Here is a 13,751-nt window from a genome sequence, read left to right as displayed (position 1 = left end):
CCGCGCTGCAATAATTCAAACGATTGTAGGCGGAGCCATGCCTTTGCCGCCCCTTTACAAGCTTGTATGACCGGGGCAGAGAGATGCCGGCACCGGGGCGTAGCGACCGGCTGAGACAGGGTTTCTCGCCTCGGCTTCATGAACCGCAGACGAAAGCAGGTATCACGATGACATCGACCCGCACCGAAACAGACACGTTCGGCCCCATCGAAGTGGCTAGCGACCGCTATTGGGGCGCCCAGGCGCAGCGTTCGCTTGGGAACTTCAAAATCGGCTGGGAAAAGCAGCCGGTCGCGATCGTCAGGGCCCTAGGCATCGTCAAGCAGGCAGCGGCGCGCGCCAACATGGCACTTGGTCGCCTCGACCCCGCGATTGGCGATTCAATCGTCAAGGCGGCGCAAGAGGTCATCGACGGCAAGCTCAATGATCACTTCCCGCTCGTCGTCTGGCAAACCGGTTCCGGCACGCAGTCAAACATGAACGCCAACGAGGTCATTTCCAACCGGGCGATCGAACTGCTCGTCGGCGTCATGGGCTCGAAGAAGCCCGTTCATCCGAACGATCACGTGAACATGAGCCAGTCGTCCAACGACACTTATCCGACGGCCATGCACATCGCCTGCGCCGAGCGCGTCATCCACGACCTGCTGCCGGCGCTGAAGCATCTGCACAAGGCGCTCGAAGATAAGGTGAAGGCCTTCGACCACATCATCAAGATCGGCCGCACCCACACGCAGGACGCGACGCCGCTGACGCTCGGCCAGGAATTTTCCGGCTATGCCGCGCAGGTCGCGTCCTCGATCAAGCGCATCGAGATGACCCTGCCCGGCCTTTGCGAACTCGCCCAGGGCGGCACGGCCGTCGGCACGGGTCTCAACGCGCCGATCGGTTTCGCCGAGAAGGTTGCCGAAGAGATCGCCGCGATCACCGGCATCGCCTTCACCTCGGCGCCGAACAAGTTCGAGGCACTCGCAGCTCACGATTCCATGGTCTTCAGCCATGGTGCGATCAACGCCACCGCAGCCGCGCTCTTCAAGATCGCAAACGACATCCGCTTCCTCGGCTCCGGACCGCGCTCCGGCCTCGGCGAACTGGCGCTGCCGGAAAACGAGCCGGGCTCGTCGATCATGCCCGGCAAGGTCAATCCGACCCAGTGCGAGGCACTCACTCAGGTCTGCGTCCAGGTGTTCGGCAACCACGCGGCCCTCACCTTCGCCGGCAGCCAGGGCCATTTCGAACTCAACGTCTACAATCCGCTGATGGCCTATAACTTCCTTCAGTCGGTACAGCTTCTCGCCGATGCGGCCGTTTCGTTCACCGACAATTGCGTCGTCGGCATCGAGGCGCGCGAGGACAATATCAAGGCGGCACTCGACCGCTCGCTGATGCTCGTCACCGCGCTGGCGCCGAAGATCGGCTACGACAATGCCGCCAAGATCGCCAAGACCGCACACAAGAACGGCACGACGCTTCGCGAAGAAGCCGTCGGCGGCGGCTATGTGACCAACGAAGAGTTCGACGCAATCGTCCGCCCGGAAACGATGATCAGCCCCGCCTGACCGATCTCGATTGCCGCGGCGCGCTCACCGGCGCCGCGGCGACACCCGCCGCCGTCATCATACGCGGCGCTACCGCATGTTTGCTTAAAATCAAAGTATTACAGCGCCCTTTGCGCGCCCGACAAGACGCATCGTGCCGTAGGCGCATCAACCCCAAATTGGTCGAATTGTACCGATCCGCTCAAGCAATCATTAAGACTTCACAAATCATTTCTCCCTATCACCAGACTTTAGCAATGAATAAATAAAGGAGGTTTGCATATGCAAACGGCAACCTCGAATAAGGCGCCCGCGCCGGATATCGCCGCGCAGATCACCCACGCCATGCGGATGATGGGAGTGGCGCCAATACCGCGCAACTACGAACTTTATTACGAGGCCTACCTCGGCTCGAACCAGCAATTGTCCAAGGAGCTTGCGGCGCTTGGCAGCCGGGCGACACAGGAAGAGCTCGACGCGATCGGCGCACAATATTTCAGCCACATTCACCATCCGCATGGCATCGAGCGGGCACACAACACGCTTGCTGCCAAACTGAGCGAGCTCGTCAACCTCTTGAAAGACGAGCAATACGCCCTCGAGAACTACAACAAGGTTCTCGACGAAGCCTATCTCAACATGACCAGCAAGAGCGCTGCGAGCGCGGACATTCTGCGCCACGCCATCGGGATCCTGACGGAAGCGACGGTGGACACCATGAACCAAGGCAAGGAGCGCGTTCAGACCGTCGTCCAGAAATCCGCTGAAATGGAGATCATTCGACAGGAACTCGACGAATACAAGCGCATCGCCAATACCGATTCATTGACGCGCCTCGCCAACCGGCGAGCTTTCGACGACGCCCTGGCCAGCGTGTACAACAGCGAACATCTGCGCAACTTCACGGGCCTGCTCGTCGCCGATATCGATCATTTCAAGAAGGTCAACGACACGTTCGGTCATCCGGTCGGCGACAAGATCCTTGCGACCGTCGCCAGTGTCATCCGCGCCAACTTGCGCCGGGATGCTTTTGTGGCGCGCACGGGCGGCGAGGAATTCGCCGTCATTCTCCACGACATCACCCAGGAAGAATGCCTGCAGACGGCTGACCGGATCCGCACCGTGCTTGCCGGCACGCCCTTCAAGAACTCCAAGACGGGCGTCAATTACGGCCCGATCACCCTCTCCGTCGGCGTCTGCATGGCGACCGAGGCGGAAGATCCGGTCGATCTCTATAACAAAGCCGATGTTGCCCTCTATTCCGCCAAGAATGCCGGGCGAAACCGGACAGTCCTCTTCGAGGAGGGAATGCGCAAGGATTCCGGCCGCAACTGGTTGATCTATCGCCGGTAGCCCGCCCCGGTATCCGCCGCCAGAAGGATCGGCCGCGCCTACCACATCGTTTTGGCGGCGCGCCCCGGCCATTCCCGGTCGTATGTCTCATTGTCGAAATCCGCCTTTGCGGCTTTCAGCAGCGTGCCAGGTGTCGGCAACGACGCCGGATCGACAAAGCGATCCGAATTCCAAAGCTGAGAACGGATGAGCGCCCGCGCGCATTGGAAATAAACCTCTCCGATCGTGATCACGATGACGCTGCGCGGATGCTTGCCGTCGACCTCGAAGGAGCCGGTGAGTTCCGGATCGACGCTGACGACCGCCGTTCCGTTGATGCGCATCGCGGTATTCGACCCGGGAACGAGGAACATCAGCGCCACCCGCGGATCGCGGACAATGTTGAGAAGCGAATCGACGCGATTGTTCCCGCGCCAGTCGGGCATCAGCACGGTCTTGTCGTCTGCGACGCGGACGACGCTCTGATCGTCGCCACGCGGAGAGCAATCGAGCCCCTCGGGCCCGACCGTCGCAAGCGCGGCAAAGGGCGAGGCCTCGATCATATGCCGATACTCCGTCGTCAGCGCCTTCGTCACTTTGACGACCGAGGCCTCGCTCGTCTCGCCATAGAGTGCTTTGAGTTCCTCGACCGTGCTGATGACTGTCATTCGATCCTCCGTGACGCCTGCCCTTGCATGCGCTTTCAACGGATAGCATGACGTCTTGATGACAGTATCAGGCGATTCTTCTCAAGTGAGTAGTTTTCTCGGCTTCGCCGAGGAAGGCCTTGATCCGGTCGATGACCGGTTCGGCGGAAACGATGCGGCGATGGCCGAAACCGTTCGCCCAGGACAACTCGACGTTCGGTCCGGCCGCGCCGTAACGACGGGCGTGGCTGGCGGAAACCTCCTTGTCGTCCTCTGCATGGATAACGAGCACCGGCTTCCTGAGCATGCCCAGTATACGGGCCGCGTCAAAGTCTTCGACCCGACGGCCGGAGAGGCGTTTTACCATGCCTTCAAAGGCGGTCTGGGTTGCCGGCGCGAGCGCCATCATCTTGCCGAAACCCTTGAAGAGCCAGGTCATTTCGCTCGGCGCGCCGATCAGGACCAGTTTTCCCGTCACCCGCGCCGGCACGTCGCAGACGACGGCGCCTGCCGCACACGCAAGGGCCGCGCCACCGAAGGAATGGCCGATCCCGACGTCGAATCCATCGAAATGGCGCCAGGCCGCATCGATTGCCCTCACCGCCTGCGGCATCGTCAGCGACCGTCCTGGCGAAGCGCCGTGCCCCGGCCAATCGAGCGCAACGACTTCCGCACCGGCGGCAAGCAGGCCATCGATCAAGGTCGCGAGATAGGCGCTGCGCGATCCCCAGCCGTGGGCGAGCAGGATACGGGGGCCCTCGGCACTCTGGCGCCGCGCGAAATGATGCGCGACAAACCAGCCACCGGCGAACGACAGCGTGACTTTTCGCGAGCGTTCCATGGTCGGCGCGGCCGCCTTCAGCAAGGCTGCTTCCTTGGCGCTGTTCGGCTTGCGGCTCGGTGTGAGACAGAAGATCCTGAAGGCGAGCCTGCCGGCGGCCTCGGCGGAGACGGCGGCTACGGCCTTCAGCGCGAGACGGACGACCTTGACCGCAAGGGATGCCATAGTGAAACTCTCTTGAAATGTTCAACTATGAACATCATTGTACAACGATGAACAAAAAGCAAGTGACAACAAAACATCATCACTTTCCCTGGGATCATCCGCGTTTTCGAAGCTGGATCGCGGTGGCTCGCGCCTGCCAATTGATGCAGCAGACTTTGACACGGGAGCTCGCCGATCTCGACATCAAGCCGCCGCATCTCGATATCCTGATCAATCTCTATCGCTTCGACGGCATCACACAGCAGGAACTCGCCCGCAAATTGCTCGTCGGACGCTCCAACATGAGCATGCTGTTGCCGCAACTCGAGAAGCGCGGCCTGATAGAGCGACGCGGAGACGAGCGCGACAAGCGCGTCCTGCGGCTCTCGTTGACGCCGGCCGGCCGCACGCTCAGCGAGGAGGCAATGGAGATCCAGACGGCGCTAATCGAGAGGTCGTTGACGGGCTCGCCGATAGAGGACTGCATGACGGTTGCGCAGTCGATGGAGCGGATCATCGCCATCCTGCTGAAGGAAGACAGCGATTGAGAACGCGGCCATGCAGCGCCACGCTTCCAATCAGACGTTCAACGGACGCTGTAGCCCTTTGAATTTGTGCCTGTTTGGTCCTGAAGCCGGGCCGACTTAGGGAAACACCCTACGGTCAGCGCGGCTTTTCCGACTTGTCGCGCGACATGCCCTTTTCGGCTAGTTCCTGCTCATAGCCAGCGAAGAGTTCCGCGCCCTTTTCTCCCAGTTCGCGCAGGTAGGTCCAGGTGAAGATGCCAGTGTCATGAAAATCATCGAAGCCGATGCGCACGGCGTAGTTGCCGGTCGGCTGCATCGAAATGATCTGGACATTGCGCTTGCCGGGCACGGTCACCCGCTGGCCCGGCCCGTGCCCCTGCACCTCGGCCGAAGGTGAAAGCACGCGCAGCAGTTCGGCGGACAGGTCGTAGGAGGCGCCATCGTCGAAAGTGACGGTGAGGCGGTGACGGTCTTTCGAAACACGCAACTCAGTCGGCCAGAATTCACTCATGATACTCACTCCGCATTCATCCCCCGAGCACTACCCCAGTTCATGCCGAAGGCCTATTAAATTCGTCGGCCAGAGCAGATGTTCGCCTCTGAATGATTAGGAAGACAGGCTGAAAAAGCCGAAACATTTTCAAATCTTAAAGCCCTGTTCGGAGGTAAATGCACGTTATCGATCGGATTCAGCCCGCTTGAACTCCGATCGACCGCGGCCTTCACCGAAATTTGCGACAGTATGCGCCTTGACGCGGGGGTTTTTGCCCACGACATTGAAAGCACCGGGAGAAAAGCCTTGAATAATGCAGCGATAGACAGAACCGGCGCACAGCCGCTCGACAGTTCCGCAACGCCCATGATCGACCCTTTCGGTCGGACGATCACCTATCTGCGCGTGTCAGTCACCGACCGCTGTGATTTCCGCTGCACCTACTGCATGGCGGAGCACATGACCTTCCTGCCGAAGAAGGACCTGTTGACGCTCGAGGAGTTGCACCGGCTCTGTTCCGCCTTCATCGCCAAGGGCGTGCGCAAACTCAGGCTCACCGGCGGCGAGCCGTTGGTGCGCAAGAACATCATGTTCCTCGTTCGCGAACTCGGCAGGGAGATCGAGGCTGGTCGCCTGGACGAGCTGACGCTGACGACCAACGGCTCGCAGCTTTCGAAATTCGCGGCCGAACTTGCCGACTGTGGCGTGCGTCGGATCAACGTTTCTCTCGATACCCGCGATCACGATAAATTCCGCCACATCACCCGATGGGGCGAGCTCTCGAAGGTCCTCGAGGGCATCGACGCGGCTCAGGCCGCCGGCCTCAAGGTGAAGATCAATACGGTCGCGCTCAAGGGCTTCAATGACGCCGAGATCCCCGAATTAATGCGTTGGGCGCACGGGCGCGGTATGGAACTGACGCTGATCGAGACGATGCCGATGGGTGAAGTGGACGAAGACCGGACCGACCACTACCTGCCGCTTTCCGAGATGCGTGAGCGTCTGGAAACCCAGTTCACGCTCAAGGATATTCCCTACCGCACCGGCGGCCCTGCACGCTATGTCGAGGTGGCGGAGACCGGCGGACGCCTCGGACTGATCACGCCGATGACCCACAATTTCTGCGAAAGCTGCAATCGCGTGCGTCTCACGTGCACCGGCACGCTCTATATGTGCCTCGGCCAGAACGATGCGGCTGATCTGCGCACGGCGCTGCGCTCGACGGACGACGATGCCTATCTCTCCCGCGTTATCGACGAGGCGATCTCCCACAAGCCGAAGGGCCACGACTTCATCATCGATCGCGAACACAACCGCCCGGCCGTCGCACGCCACATGAGCGTAACCGGCGGCTGACGTTTCCCCGGACCCAGAAAAACCGGAAGGCTCCGCAGTCGTCGACGACCGCGGGGCCTTCTGCTTTCAAATAGGTCAGGCGGCGTAAGTCGAGCCGTAACGAAGCTGACCGTGATCGCTCAGCCCACCAGTGCCAGTCTTGAAGCGCTCGATCTTCTCGTTGAGGACTTCCACCTGCCGGCGCAGGCCGTGGATCTCCGCCGTGTTCTCCTCGACCATCGCAGCGTTCTGTTGCGTGATCAGCTCGACCTCGTGAACGGCTGAATTGACCTCGCTGAGACCGGTATACTGTTCCGCTGCGGAAGCCTCGATATTGCTGACGAGCTGGTGAATGGTGGCGATATGGCCGTTGATGACGGTCAGCGCTTCCCCGGTCTCCTGCACCAGCGCCACGCCGCTGCGCACCTGGGCTGAGCTTGCCGAGATCAGGCCCTTGATCTCGCGGGCTGCCCCCGCGCAACGCTGCGCCAGCTCGCGCACCTCCTGGGCGACGACCGCGAAGCCACGGCCCGCCTCGCCGGCGCGCGCCGCCTCGACACCCGCGTTCAGCGCCAGAAGGTTGGTCTGGAAGGCGATCTCGTCGATCACGCCGATGATGGTGCCGATCTTCTCGGACGAGCGATTGATTTCGGCCATGGCATCGATCGCCTTGGCGACAACCTGGCCGGAATGCTGCGCATAGTTGTTCGTCTCATCGACAGATACCGTGGTGCGCCGTGCGCTCTCTGCGGTCGAACGCACGAGTTCGGTGAGTTGACGGAGCGCGCGCGAGCTCTCTTCAAGCGCTGCCGCCTGTTGCTCGGTCCGGCGTGCAAGATCGTCGGCCGAGGCCGAGAGATTGCTCGTCCCGCCGGAGATCTCTTCCGCGACGAGACGGACATCCGTGAGCGTCGCACGCAGCGCCTCGACGGCGTTGTTGTAGGTGCGGGCCATGATGACATAGTCGGCCGGCAGGTCTTCCGCCATGCCTTCCTCGAGATTGCCGGCAGCAAGCTCGGCAAGAACATCGGATAGAGCGTTGAGCGCCTGCATCTGCTCGGCTTCGATGCGCGCGCGTTCCTGCGAGCGCCGGGCCTCTTCCTCGGCAGACAATGTCCGCGCCGCCTCGGCCTCGCGTTCCAGCCGCACGTTTTCGAGTGCGTTGTCGCGGAAGACGGCGACGGAGCGCACCATGTCGCCGATTTCGTCACCGCGGTTGCGGCCTTCGATCGCTACTTCGAGGTCGCCGTTGGCAAGCCGTGTCATGGTTTCGGTGACGCGTTTCAGCGGGCCGCGCAGCGTCTCGACAAGCATCAGGCCGCCGATGATCGCCAGCAGCGTTCCGGCGACCATCGCGATGATTGATACCGTCGCCGAGCGCTGGCTGTCCTGCTTTCCGGCTTCCTGCGCGCTGCTGACGAAGCCTTCGAGCGTACGGCTCGCATCGGCGACCAGCGTTGCGGCTTCGCTCTTGGCGGCCTGCCAGCGGCCGCCGACGTCAATCAGCGCGGCGGTGCCCTTGTCTATGTTGTCGAGCGAGGGGCCGAGCTTCACCGGCAGGTCGCGGAGTGCCGCGTTCTTGCCGCCAAGCTCGGAGAGCTTCCCGGCTGCTTCGCGTACGGCGCTAATATCTGCAATCACGAGGTCGCGGCTCTCCGCATCGAGCGAGCGGTGCAGTTCGCTGATATGGAAGCGGGTGTTGTCGAGGCCTTTGAAAGTATCGCTCATCAAAGAGATCAGCGTCTTCAGCGTCGAGATTTCGCCGTCCATGCCGACGAAGCGCTTGGCGGCGGTGTCCGAATTCTTGACCGCCTCCTTGGCAAAATCAGCCTCATATTTCGAGAGCTTGCTGAGGATCGGCACGAGTGCGTTCTTTTTCGCCTCGTTGTCCTCGGCGCCTGCGAGGATCGCCTGGATCTTCAGCGCCTGTTCCTTGAGTTCGCCGATGGGCTTCTGGACCTTTTCCGAAGCGATCTTCTCGGCTTCCCCGATCTGCTTCAGCAGATGCGGCAGCAGCTTGTTCGCCTGATCGATCTTGGCGTCAGGATTGACCGCCATGGTTACCGGCAAGCGGAATTTCTTGATGCGTTCGGCGACACCCTGGTAGGCGGCAGCATCGAACAGCAGCGCCTTGGCGAAGGCTTCCTTTTCACCCGATTCACTCCGGATGATATCGATCTGCTTGTAGGCGCTGTTGCCTTTCTCGGTCATGTCGGCAAGCGCCGCTTCCAGCGACGTCGTTACCGCGTCCTGCTCGACCTTGACCGCCCAAAGTTTGTCGGTCTGGCTGCGCATCTGGCCACCGAGGGCAACCACCGACGCGATCTGAGCCTTGTCCGCGTCACGCGCGAGCAACGCTTCAAGAGTTCTGACGCCCTCTTCCTGCTCGCCGACCTCTTTCGCAAGGATATCGCGCGTTTCCTCGCTCGGTTTGTCCGCGAAGGCCTGCAAGGCACTGCGCAAAGCCTGGAAATCCGAGAGATTGTTGATTGTCTCGCGGGTGACGGTCATGTGCCCATTGAGCGTACGAGCGGTGAAAAAGCCGACGAGTCCGATCCCGGCGATCAGGGCCACGAGCGGAACCACGAAAAGGAGGACTTTTGTGACGATACGCAGGCGCTGCAGAAGGCGATCGATCAAAGACATTGCGGACCCCAGGTTCTTATTATGAGGAACATGCCCGCACGGTGGCTTCTCTTTACGGAAGTGGCAATGAAATGCCCTCGGAAGCACCTCCCAGGCTCCGGCGGACATTTCGCGGATCGACGGCGCTGCAAATTCGATGACCGTCATCCACCGATCGCTTCATGCGATTGCACTGCGGAATCGTGGCAACGATAGGCAGCGAAACTTAAGATTCAGCGAATAACGCTGCGAGGCCGCGGTTGCGCCCATCGAATCTAAAGGGAAAACAATCTTGCACAAACGATGCTTGAGTTTGCGCGCAATGGCAGTCAATGCTTGGACAAGGGGCGCACCATCCAAGGAAATGGATTCGCCACCTCCCGCCAAACATTGGCCTCGGCCGGGGCCATCAGGAAAGACGAATGCATTCTTCTGCCAATTTCCGCGGCATCGTTTTCATGTGCCTTGCGATGATCAGCTTTGCCTGCAACGACGCGCTCGTAAAATCCGTGACGGGCGTCATGAACACCGGGCAGATCATGTTCGTCCGCGGCTTACTCACCACGTTGATGGTGCTGGTGTTCGCTCTCCATTTTCGCGCATTCCGCCCCATCCGAACGATCCTGCGTCCAGCGATCCTCCTGCGCATCATCATGGAGGCGCTGGCTTCGATCACCTATATTTCCGCGCTCGGGCAGATACCGCTCGCGAATGCTTCGGCGATCATGCAGGCGCTGCCGCTGGCCGTCACGCTCGGCGCCGCGCTTTTCCTGCGCGAACCTGTCGGCTGGCGGCGCTGGGCAGCGATCTCCATCGGCTTTCTCGGCGTGCTGATCGTGCTCCGACCCGGACCGGAAGGCTTCACACCGGCCGCCTTGACCGTCGTCGCCTGTGTTTTCTGCACGGCAACACGCGACCTTTGCACCCGCCGCATCGGCAGCGACGTGCCCTCGCTCTTCATTACGGTCACCACCGCCATGGTGACGACGCTGGTCGGCGCTTTGCTGATCGTGCCTTTCGGAGGCTGGCAGCCGATGTCGACCACCTCGCTCAGCCATATTGCCGGCGCGAGCGTACTCCTGATGCTCGGCTACCAGACGATCGTGCTGGCAATGCGCGATGGCGACATCTCGGTCATCGCGCCGTTCCGCTACACGAGCCTGCTCTGGTCGATCGCAATCGGCATATTCTTCTTCCTGGAAACGCCGGATCTCTGGATGCTCACGGGGGTTGCGGTCATCGTCGGCTCGGGCCTCTATACCTTCTATCGCGAGAGCCTGCGCGGCAGGAAGGCGGTCGCCCAGCGCTCCCTTGCAGGCCCCCTCGAATAGAGGAACGCGCCGATGGCCACGAATGCGCCGGAAACACCGACACGCCCACCCGCCGTCATCCTTGCCGGCGGACGATCGATGCGCATGGGGCGCCCGAAGGCCGGCCTCGTACTCGATGGCAGGCCGATCCTCGACCATATCGTCGAGCGGCTCGCCCCGCAGGTGGGAAGCATCGCGCTCAACCTCAATGCCGATCCCGGCATCACCCTGCCCCCGGGCCTTGCTGTGCTGGCCGATACGGTGCCCGGCTACTTCGGCCCCCTCGCCGGCATCCTCACCGCCATGCGCCACGCTGCAGAGGTCGCACCGCATGCGCCTCATGTCCTGACGGTGGCGACCGACACGCCATTTTTTCCAGACGACCTCGTTGGCCGGCTGTCCTCGATACCCGATCTGGAAGGGACGATCGCCGTCGCCTGGTCCGACGGGGAGATGCATCCGCTATTCGCGCTCTGGCCGGTCGCGATAGCCGATGATCTGGAAGCCTGGATCCGCACCGACGCCAAGTTGCGCGTGCGCGCTTTCATTGCGCGCCACCCTTCGGCAGCGGTAGACTTCCCGATGATCGCGACGAAGGCGGGTCCACTCGACCCCTTCTTCAATATCAACACGCCGGATGAGCTTCAGCAGGCCGAATCTTGGCTGCAACGCCTCAAGGATCCCAAACCATGAACCAAGCCAGGATATTCGGCATTGCCGGCTGGAAGAACTCGGGCAAGACCGGCCTTATGGTCCGCCTTGTCAGCGAAATGACACGGCGCGGCTATGTCGTGTCGACGATCAAGCACGCCCACCACGACTTCGACATCGACAAGGTCGGCGCCGACAGCTACCGCCACCGGGAGGCCGGCGCGCAAGAGGTGACGATCGTCTCCTCGACGCGCTTCGCAATCATGCACGAACTGCGCGGCGCGCCGGAACCGTCCTTCGAGGAAATCCTGGCGCGGCTCGCTCCCTGCGATCTCGTCCTCATCGAAGGCTACAAGCGCGAGCCGATCCCGAAGATCGAAGCGCGGCGGACGGACTCGGCCAACCGTGAGCCGCTGGCGCCGACCGACCCGCACATTGTTGCCATCGCCGCGGATCATCCCGTGACCGATACTGATCTTTCAGTCTTCGACCTCGACGATACGGCCGCAATCGCCGATTTCGTGGAAAAGGTTACGGGGCTCCGCGGCTGATTCTCTGGCGCGCTTTCCGTTGACGCTGCAGACGCTTCCGACGCAGCACATAAGAACGGGGCCGGTCTCCCGGCCCCGTATTCATCAAGCAACGCTACCGCGATTACCGCTGCGCGACCGGCCGCACGAGCGGCGTCACGCGGCGAATGGTCACGCGCCGGTTCTCCTGCTCTGCCTCCGGTGTGCGCACCTTGAGGAAGCGCTCGCCATACCCTTGCGTCACGAGGTTTTCGGCCGGGATGCCATAGGCTTCGGTGAGGAGCACGGCTACCGACTCGGCACGCTGGTCGGAAAGGACCAGGTTGTCGCGGTCGGAACCGACGGCGTCCGTGTGGCCCTCGATGAAGAAGGTTTCGCCGGGATCCTTCTCAAGGATCTTCGACATCGCGTCCGCGACGCCACGGAGCGTCTTGGCCTGCGTCATCGACACTTCGGCACTGCCCGTCTCGAAGTGGATCGTATCGAGATCGATGCGGCGAACCTTGTCACGCAGTCGGGCGGAGTTGCGCACCTCATCGATCGTGTAGACGCGCTCGACTTGCTCGACCGGTGGCTCGGACAGGAACTCGTAGTAATCCCGGTCCGGATCATCGGCCACGTCGACTATATAATCCTCTACCGGTATCGTCAGACGCATCGGCGGCAGGTCGTAACCGACGTCGACGATAGCCGGACGGTTATCATCTTCTTCGTACTCGGGCGCGTAGACCATCAGATATTCGTTGCCGTCGCTGTCAATACGCGAGCGCTGCACGATATCGCCGTAGCGGTTGTAGATCGTGACGATCCGATAACCACCGGGGCGAACGATCGTCTCGCGAACGCGATCGCGCGGCAGTTGGTCGTAGAACGTTTCCTCCGAGTCGCGCCGCAGCCGCGGCCGGTCGTCGCCTCGGACGAATATGCGATCGCCGACGCCGAGGATCACGCGGTCCTCAACTTCGTCGACCACCTGCACCTCGGTGACTTCGTTCGTGTTGTTGTTGATCGTCGTGTTGTTGACCGTCGTGTTGTTGATCACCGTGTTGTTGACGATGTTGGTCGTCTGAGGCACCGCGAAGGCCGGTGCTTCGTCGATGCGCTGCCCCTCTTCCTTCAGATTGGCCTCGACCCTTTGCGGAAATTGCTTCCGGACCTCGCTCGACATTGCCGCCTGTGCGGTGGCATCGTCCGTCGGAGGCGCTACGCTTTCTTCCTTGGCGCGCAATTCCTCACGCTGCTTGCGCCGCGCTTCGCGCGCACGGTTGCCGCCGACATTGTCGGCATCCTTGTCGCTGTCGAGAATGGCCGCACCGTTTTCGACCGGAAGCACGACGGTGTCGTCCGTTGCCGCCGGGTCCTTGGCGATCTTGACCTTCTCTTCCTCAGTGCGCTTATCGACCACTTCAGGTGCGGGCCGGGCCTGCTGCTGTTCGCCTGTGCCCTGCCTTGCCGTTGCCGGTGCCTCGGCGCCTGGAACAGGCTGCCTGCCCTCACCGGCCTGGTCGGCTGGCTGTTCGGTCTGGCGCTGTTCCTCAGCCTGCTGCTGACGCTTCTTGCGCGGAACCTGCTGCTCTTCGGCCTGCTTCGGAGCGCCCTCCTCAGTGGCGGGTTGCTGTTCCTCAGCCTGCTGCTGGCGCTCCTTGCGCGGAGCCTGCTGCTCCTCGGCCTGCTTCGGAGCGCCCTCCTCGGCGGCGGGTTGCTGTTCCTCAGCCTGCTGCTGGCGCTTCTTGCGCGGAGCCTGCTGCTCCTCGGCCTGCTTCGGAGCGCCCTCCTCG

12 protein-coding genes are annotated in these 13,751 nt (G+C 61.8%); 7 read left to right on the top strand and 5 right to left on the bottom strand.

Features of this window, described 5'->3' with window-relative positions:
• Positions 1-167 precede the first annotated feature (167 nt).
• Both fumC and GHK62_RS19970 read left to right on the top strand, forming a co-directional pair.
• Positions 168-1,559 (top strand): class II fumarate hydratase, encoded by a 1,392-nt coding sequence (gene fumC / locus GHK62_RS19975; protein WP_153440856.1) that lies wholly within the window; start codon positions 168-170, stop codon positions 1,557-1,559.
• A 261-nt stretch (positions 1,560-1,820) separates the two neighbouring features.
• On the top strand, positions 1,821-2,891 hold the full coding sequence (locus GHK62_RS19970) for a GGDEF domain-containing protein (protein WP_153440855.1): 1,071 nt from the start codon (positions 1,821-1,823) through the stop codon (positions 2,889-2,891).
• 38 nt (positions 2,892-2,929) lie between these two features.
• Here GHK62_RS19970 and GHK62_RS19965 read toward each other — a convergent pair whose 3' ends face one another.
• Together GHK62_RS19965 and GHK62_RS19960 are read right to left on the bottom strand one after the other, a co-directional pair.
• Positions 2,930-3,538: a pyridoxamine 5'-phosphate oxidase family protein gene (locus GHK62_RS19965; RefSeq protein ID WP_153440854.1), complete on the bottom strand. Its 609-nt coding sequence runs from the start codon at positions 3,536-3,538 to the stop codon at positions 2,930-2,932.
• Positions 3,539-3,605: 67 nt separating this feature from the next.
• Positions 3,606-4,523: an alpha/beta fold hydrolase gene (locus tag GHK62_RS19960; protein ID WP_153440853.1), complete on the bottom strand. Its 918-nt coding sequence runs from the start codon at positions 4,521-4,523 to the stop codon at positions 3,606-3,608.
• Positions 4,524-4,570: 47 nt separating this feature from the next.
• Here GHK62_RS19960 and GHK62_RS19955 point away from each other — a divergent pair, with 47 nt between their 5' ends.
• Entirely contained in the window at positions 4,571-5,050 is a 480-nt protein-coding gene (locus tag GHK62_RS19955) for a MarR family winged helix-turn-helix transcriptional regulator (RefSeq protein WP_167528311.1), read from the top strand.
• 115 nt (positions 5,051-5,165) lie between these two features.
• On the opposite strand, the gene GHK62_RS19950 is transcribed toward GHK62_RS19955, so the two are convergent.
• Entirely contained in the window at positions 5,166-5,540 is a 375-nt protein-coding gene (locus GHK62_RS19950; RefSeq protein WP_153440851.1) for a gamma-butyrobetaine hydroxylase family protein, read from the bottom strand.
• Between the two features lie 288 nt (positions 5,541-5,828).
• On the opposite strand from GHK62_RS19950, the gene moaA reads away from it, so the two are divergent.
• Positions 5,829-6,878 carry a GTP 3',8-cyclase MoaA gene (moaA, locus tag GHK62_RS19945; RefSeq protein ID WP_153440850.1) on the top strand — a complete coding sequence of 350 codons (1,050 nt, stop codon included), beginning with the start codon at positions 5,829-5,831 and terminating at the stop codon, positions 6,876-6,878.
• 75 nt (positions 6,879-6,953) lie between these two features.
• On the opposite strand, the gene GHK62_RS19940 is transcribed toward moaA, so the two are convergent.
• Positions 6,954-9,503 carry a methyl-accepting chemotaxis protein gene (locus GHK62_RS19940; protein WP_153440849.1) on the bottom strand — a complete coding sequence of 850 codons (2,550 nt, stop codon included), beginning with the start codon at positions 9,501-9,503 and terminating at the stop codon, positions 6,954-6,956.
• Positions 9,504-9,904: 401 nt separating this feature from the next.
• On the opposite strand from GHK62_RS19940, the gene GHK62_RS19935 reads away from it, so the two are divergent.
• From GHK62_RS19935 to mobB, 3 genes are read left to right on the top strand one after another with little or no spacing between them, the layout of a single operon-like run.
• Positions 9,905-10,813 (top strand): DMT family transporter, encoded by a 909-nt coding sequence (locus GHK62_RS19935; RefSeq protein WP_153440848.1) that lies wholly within the window; start codon positions 9,905-9,907, stop codon positions 10,811-10,813.
• 12 nt (positions 10,814-10,825) lie between these two features.
• A complete protein-coding gene (mobA, locus tag GHK62_RS19930) occupies positions 10,826-11,485 on the top strand; it encodes a molybdenum cofactor guanylyltransferase MobA (RefSeq protein WP_153440847.1) in 660 nt (219 codons plus the stop codon).
• On the top strand, positions 11,482-11,994 hold the full coding sequence (mobB, locus tag GHK62_RS19925; RefSeq protein ID WP_153440846.1) for a molybdopterin-guanine dinucleotide biosynthesis protein B: 513 nt from the start codon (positions 11,482-11,484) through the stop codon (positions 11,992-11,994). Before mobA ends, mobB begins: the two co-directional genes overlap by 4 nt.
• Before the next feature lie 103 nt (positions 11,995-12,097).
• Here mobB and GHK62_RS19920 read toward each other — a convergent pair.
• The coding region (locus tag GHK62_RS19920) for an OmpA family protein (protein WP_153440845.1) at positions 12,098-13,751 on the bottom strand (1,654 nt) is incomplete at its 5' end.

The organism is Sinorhizobium terangae (genome assembly GCF_009601505.1).
Taxonomy (GTDB): domain Bacteria; phylum Pseudomonadota; class Alphaproteobacteria; order Rhizobiales; family Rhizobiaceae; genus Sinorhizobium; species Sinorhizobium terangae.
Note: the sequence above shows the minus strand (reverse complement) of the source record. Positions and strands in the feature narration are given on the sequence as shown.

Coding starts and splice junctions, on each gene's coding strand:
- GHK62_RS19960 (WP_153440853.1), bottom strand. CDS start 4,523: ATGGCATCCCTTGCGGTCAAGGTCGTCCGTCTCGCGCTGAAGGCCGTA.
- mobA (WP_153440847.1), top strand. CDS start 10,826: ATGGCCACGAATGCGCCGGAAACACCGACACGCCCACCCGCCGTCATC.
- mobB (WP_153440846.1), top strand. CDS start 11,482: ATGAACCAAGCCAGGATATTCGGCATTGCCGGCTGGAAGAACTCGGGC.
- GHK62_RS19935 (WP_153440848.1), top strand. CDS start 9,905: ATGCATTCTTCTGCCAATTTCCGCGGCATCGTTTTCATGTGCCTTGCG.
- GHK62_RS19965 (WP_153440854.1), bottom strand. CDS start 3,538: ATGACAGTCATCAGCACGGTCGAGGAACTCAAAGCACTCTATGGCGAG.
- GHK62_RS19955 (WP_167528311.1), top strand. CDS start 4,571: ATGAACAAAAAGCAAGTGACAACAAAACATCATCACTTTCCCTGGGAT.
- fumC (WP_153440856.1), top strand. CDS start 168: ATGACATCGACCCGCACCGAAACAGACACGTTCGGCCCCATCGAAGTG.
- GHK62_RS19970 (WP_153440855.1), top strand. CDS start 1,821: ATGCAAACGGCAACCTCGAATAAGGCGCCCGCGCCGGATATCGCCGCG.
- GHK62_RS19940 (WP_153440849.1), bottom strand. CDS start 9,503: ATGTCTTTGATCGATCGCCTTCTGCAGCGCCTGCGTATCGTCACAAAA.
- GHK62_RS19950 (WP_153440851.1), bottom strand. CDS start 5,540: ATGAGTGAATTCTGGCCGACTGAGTTGCGTGTTTCGAAAGACCGTCAC.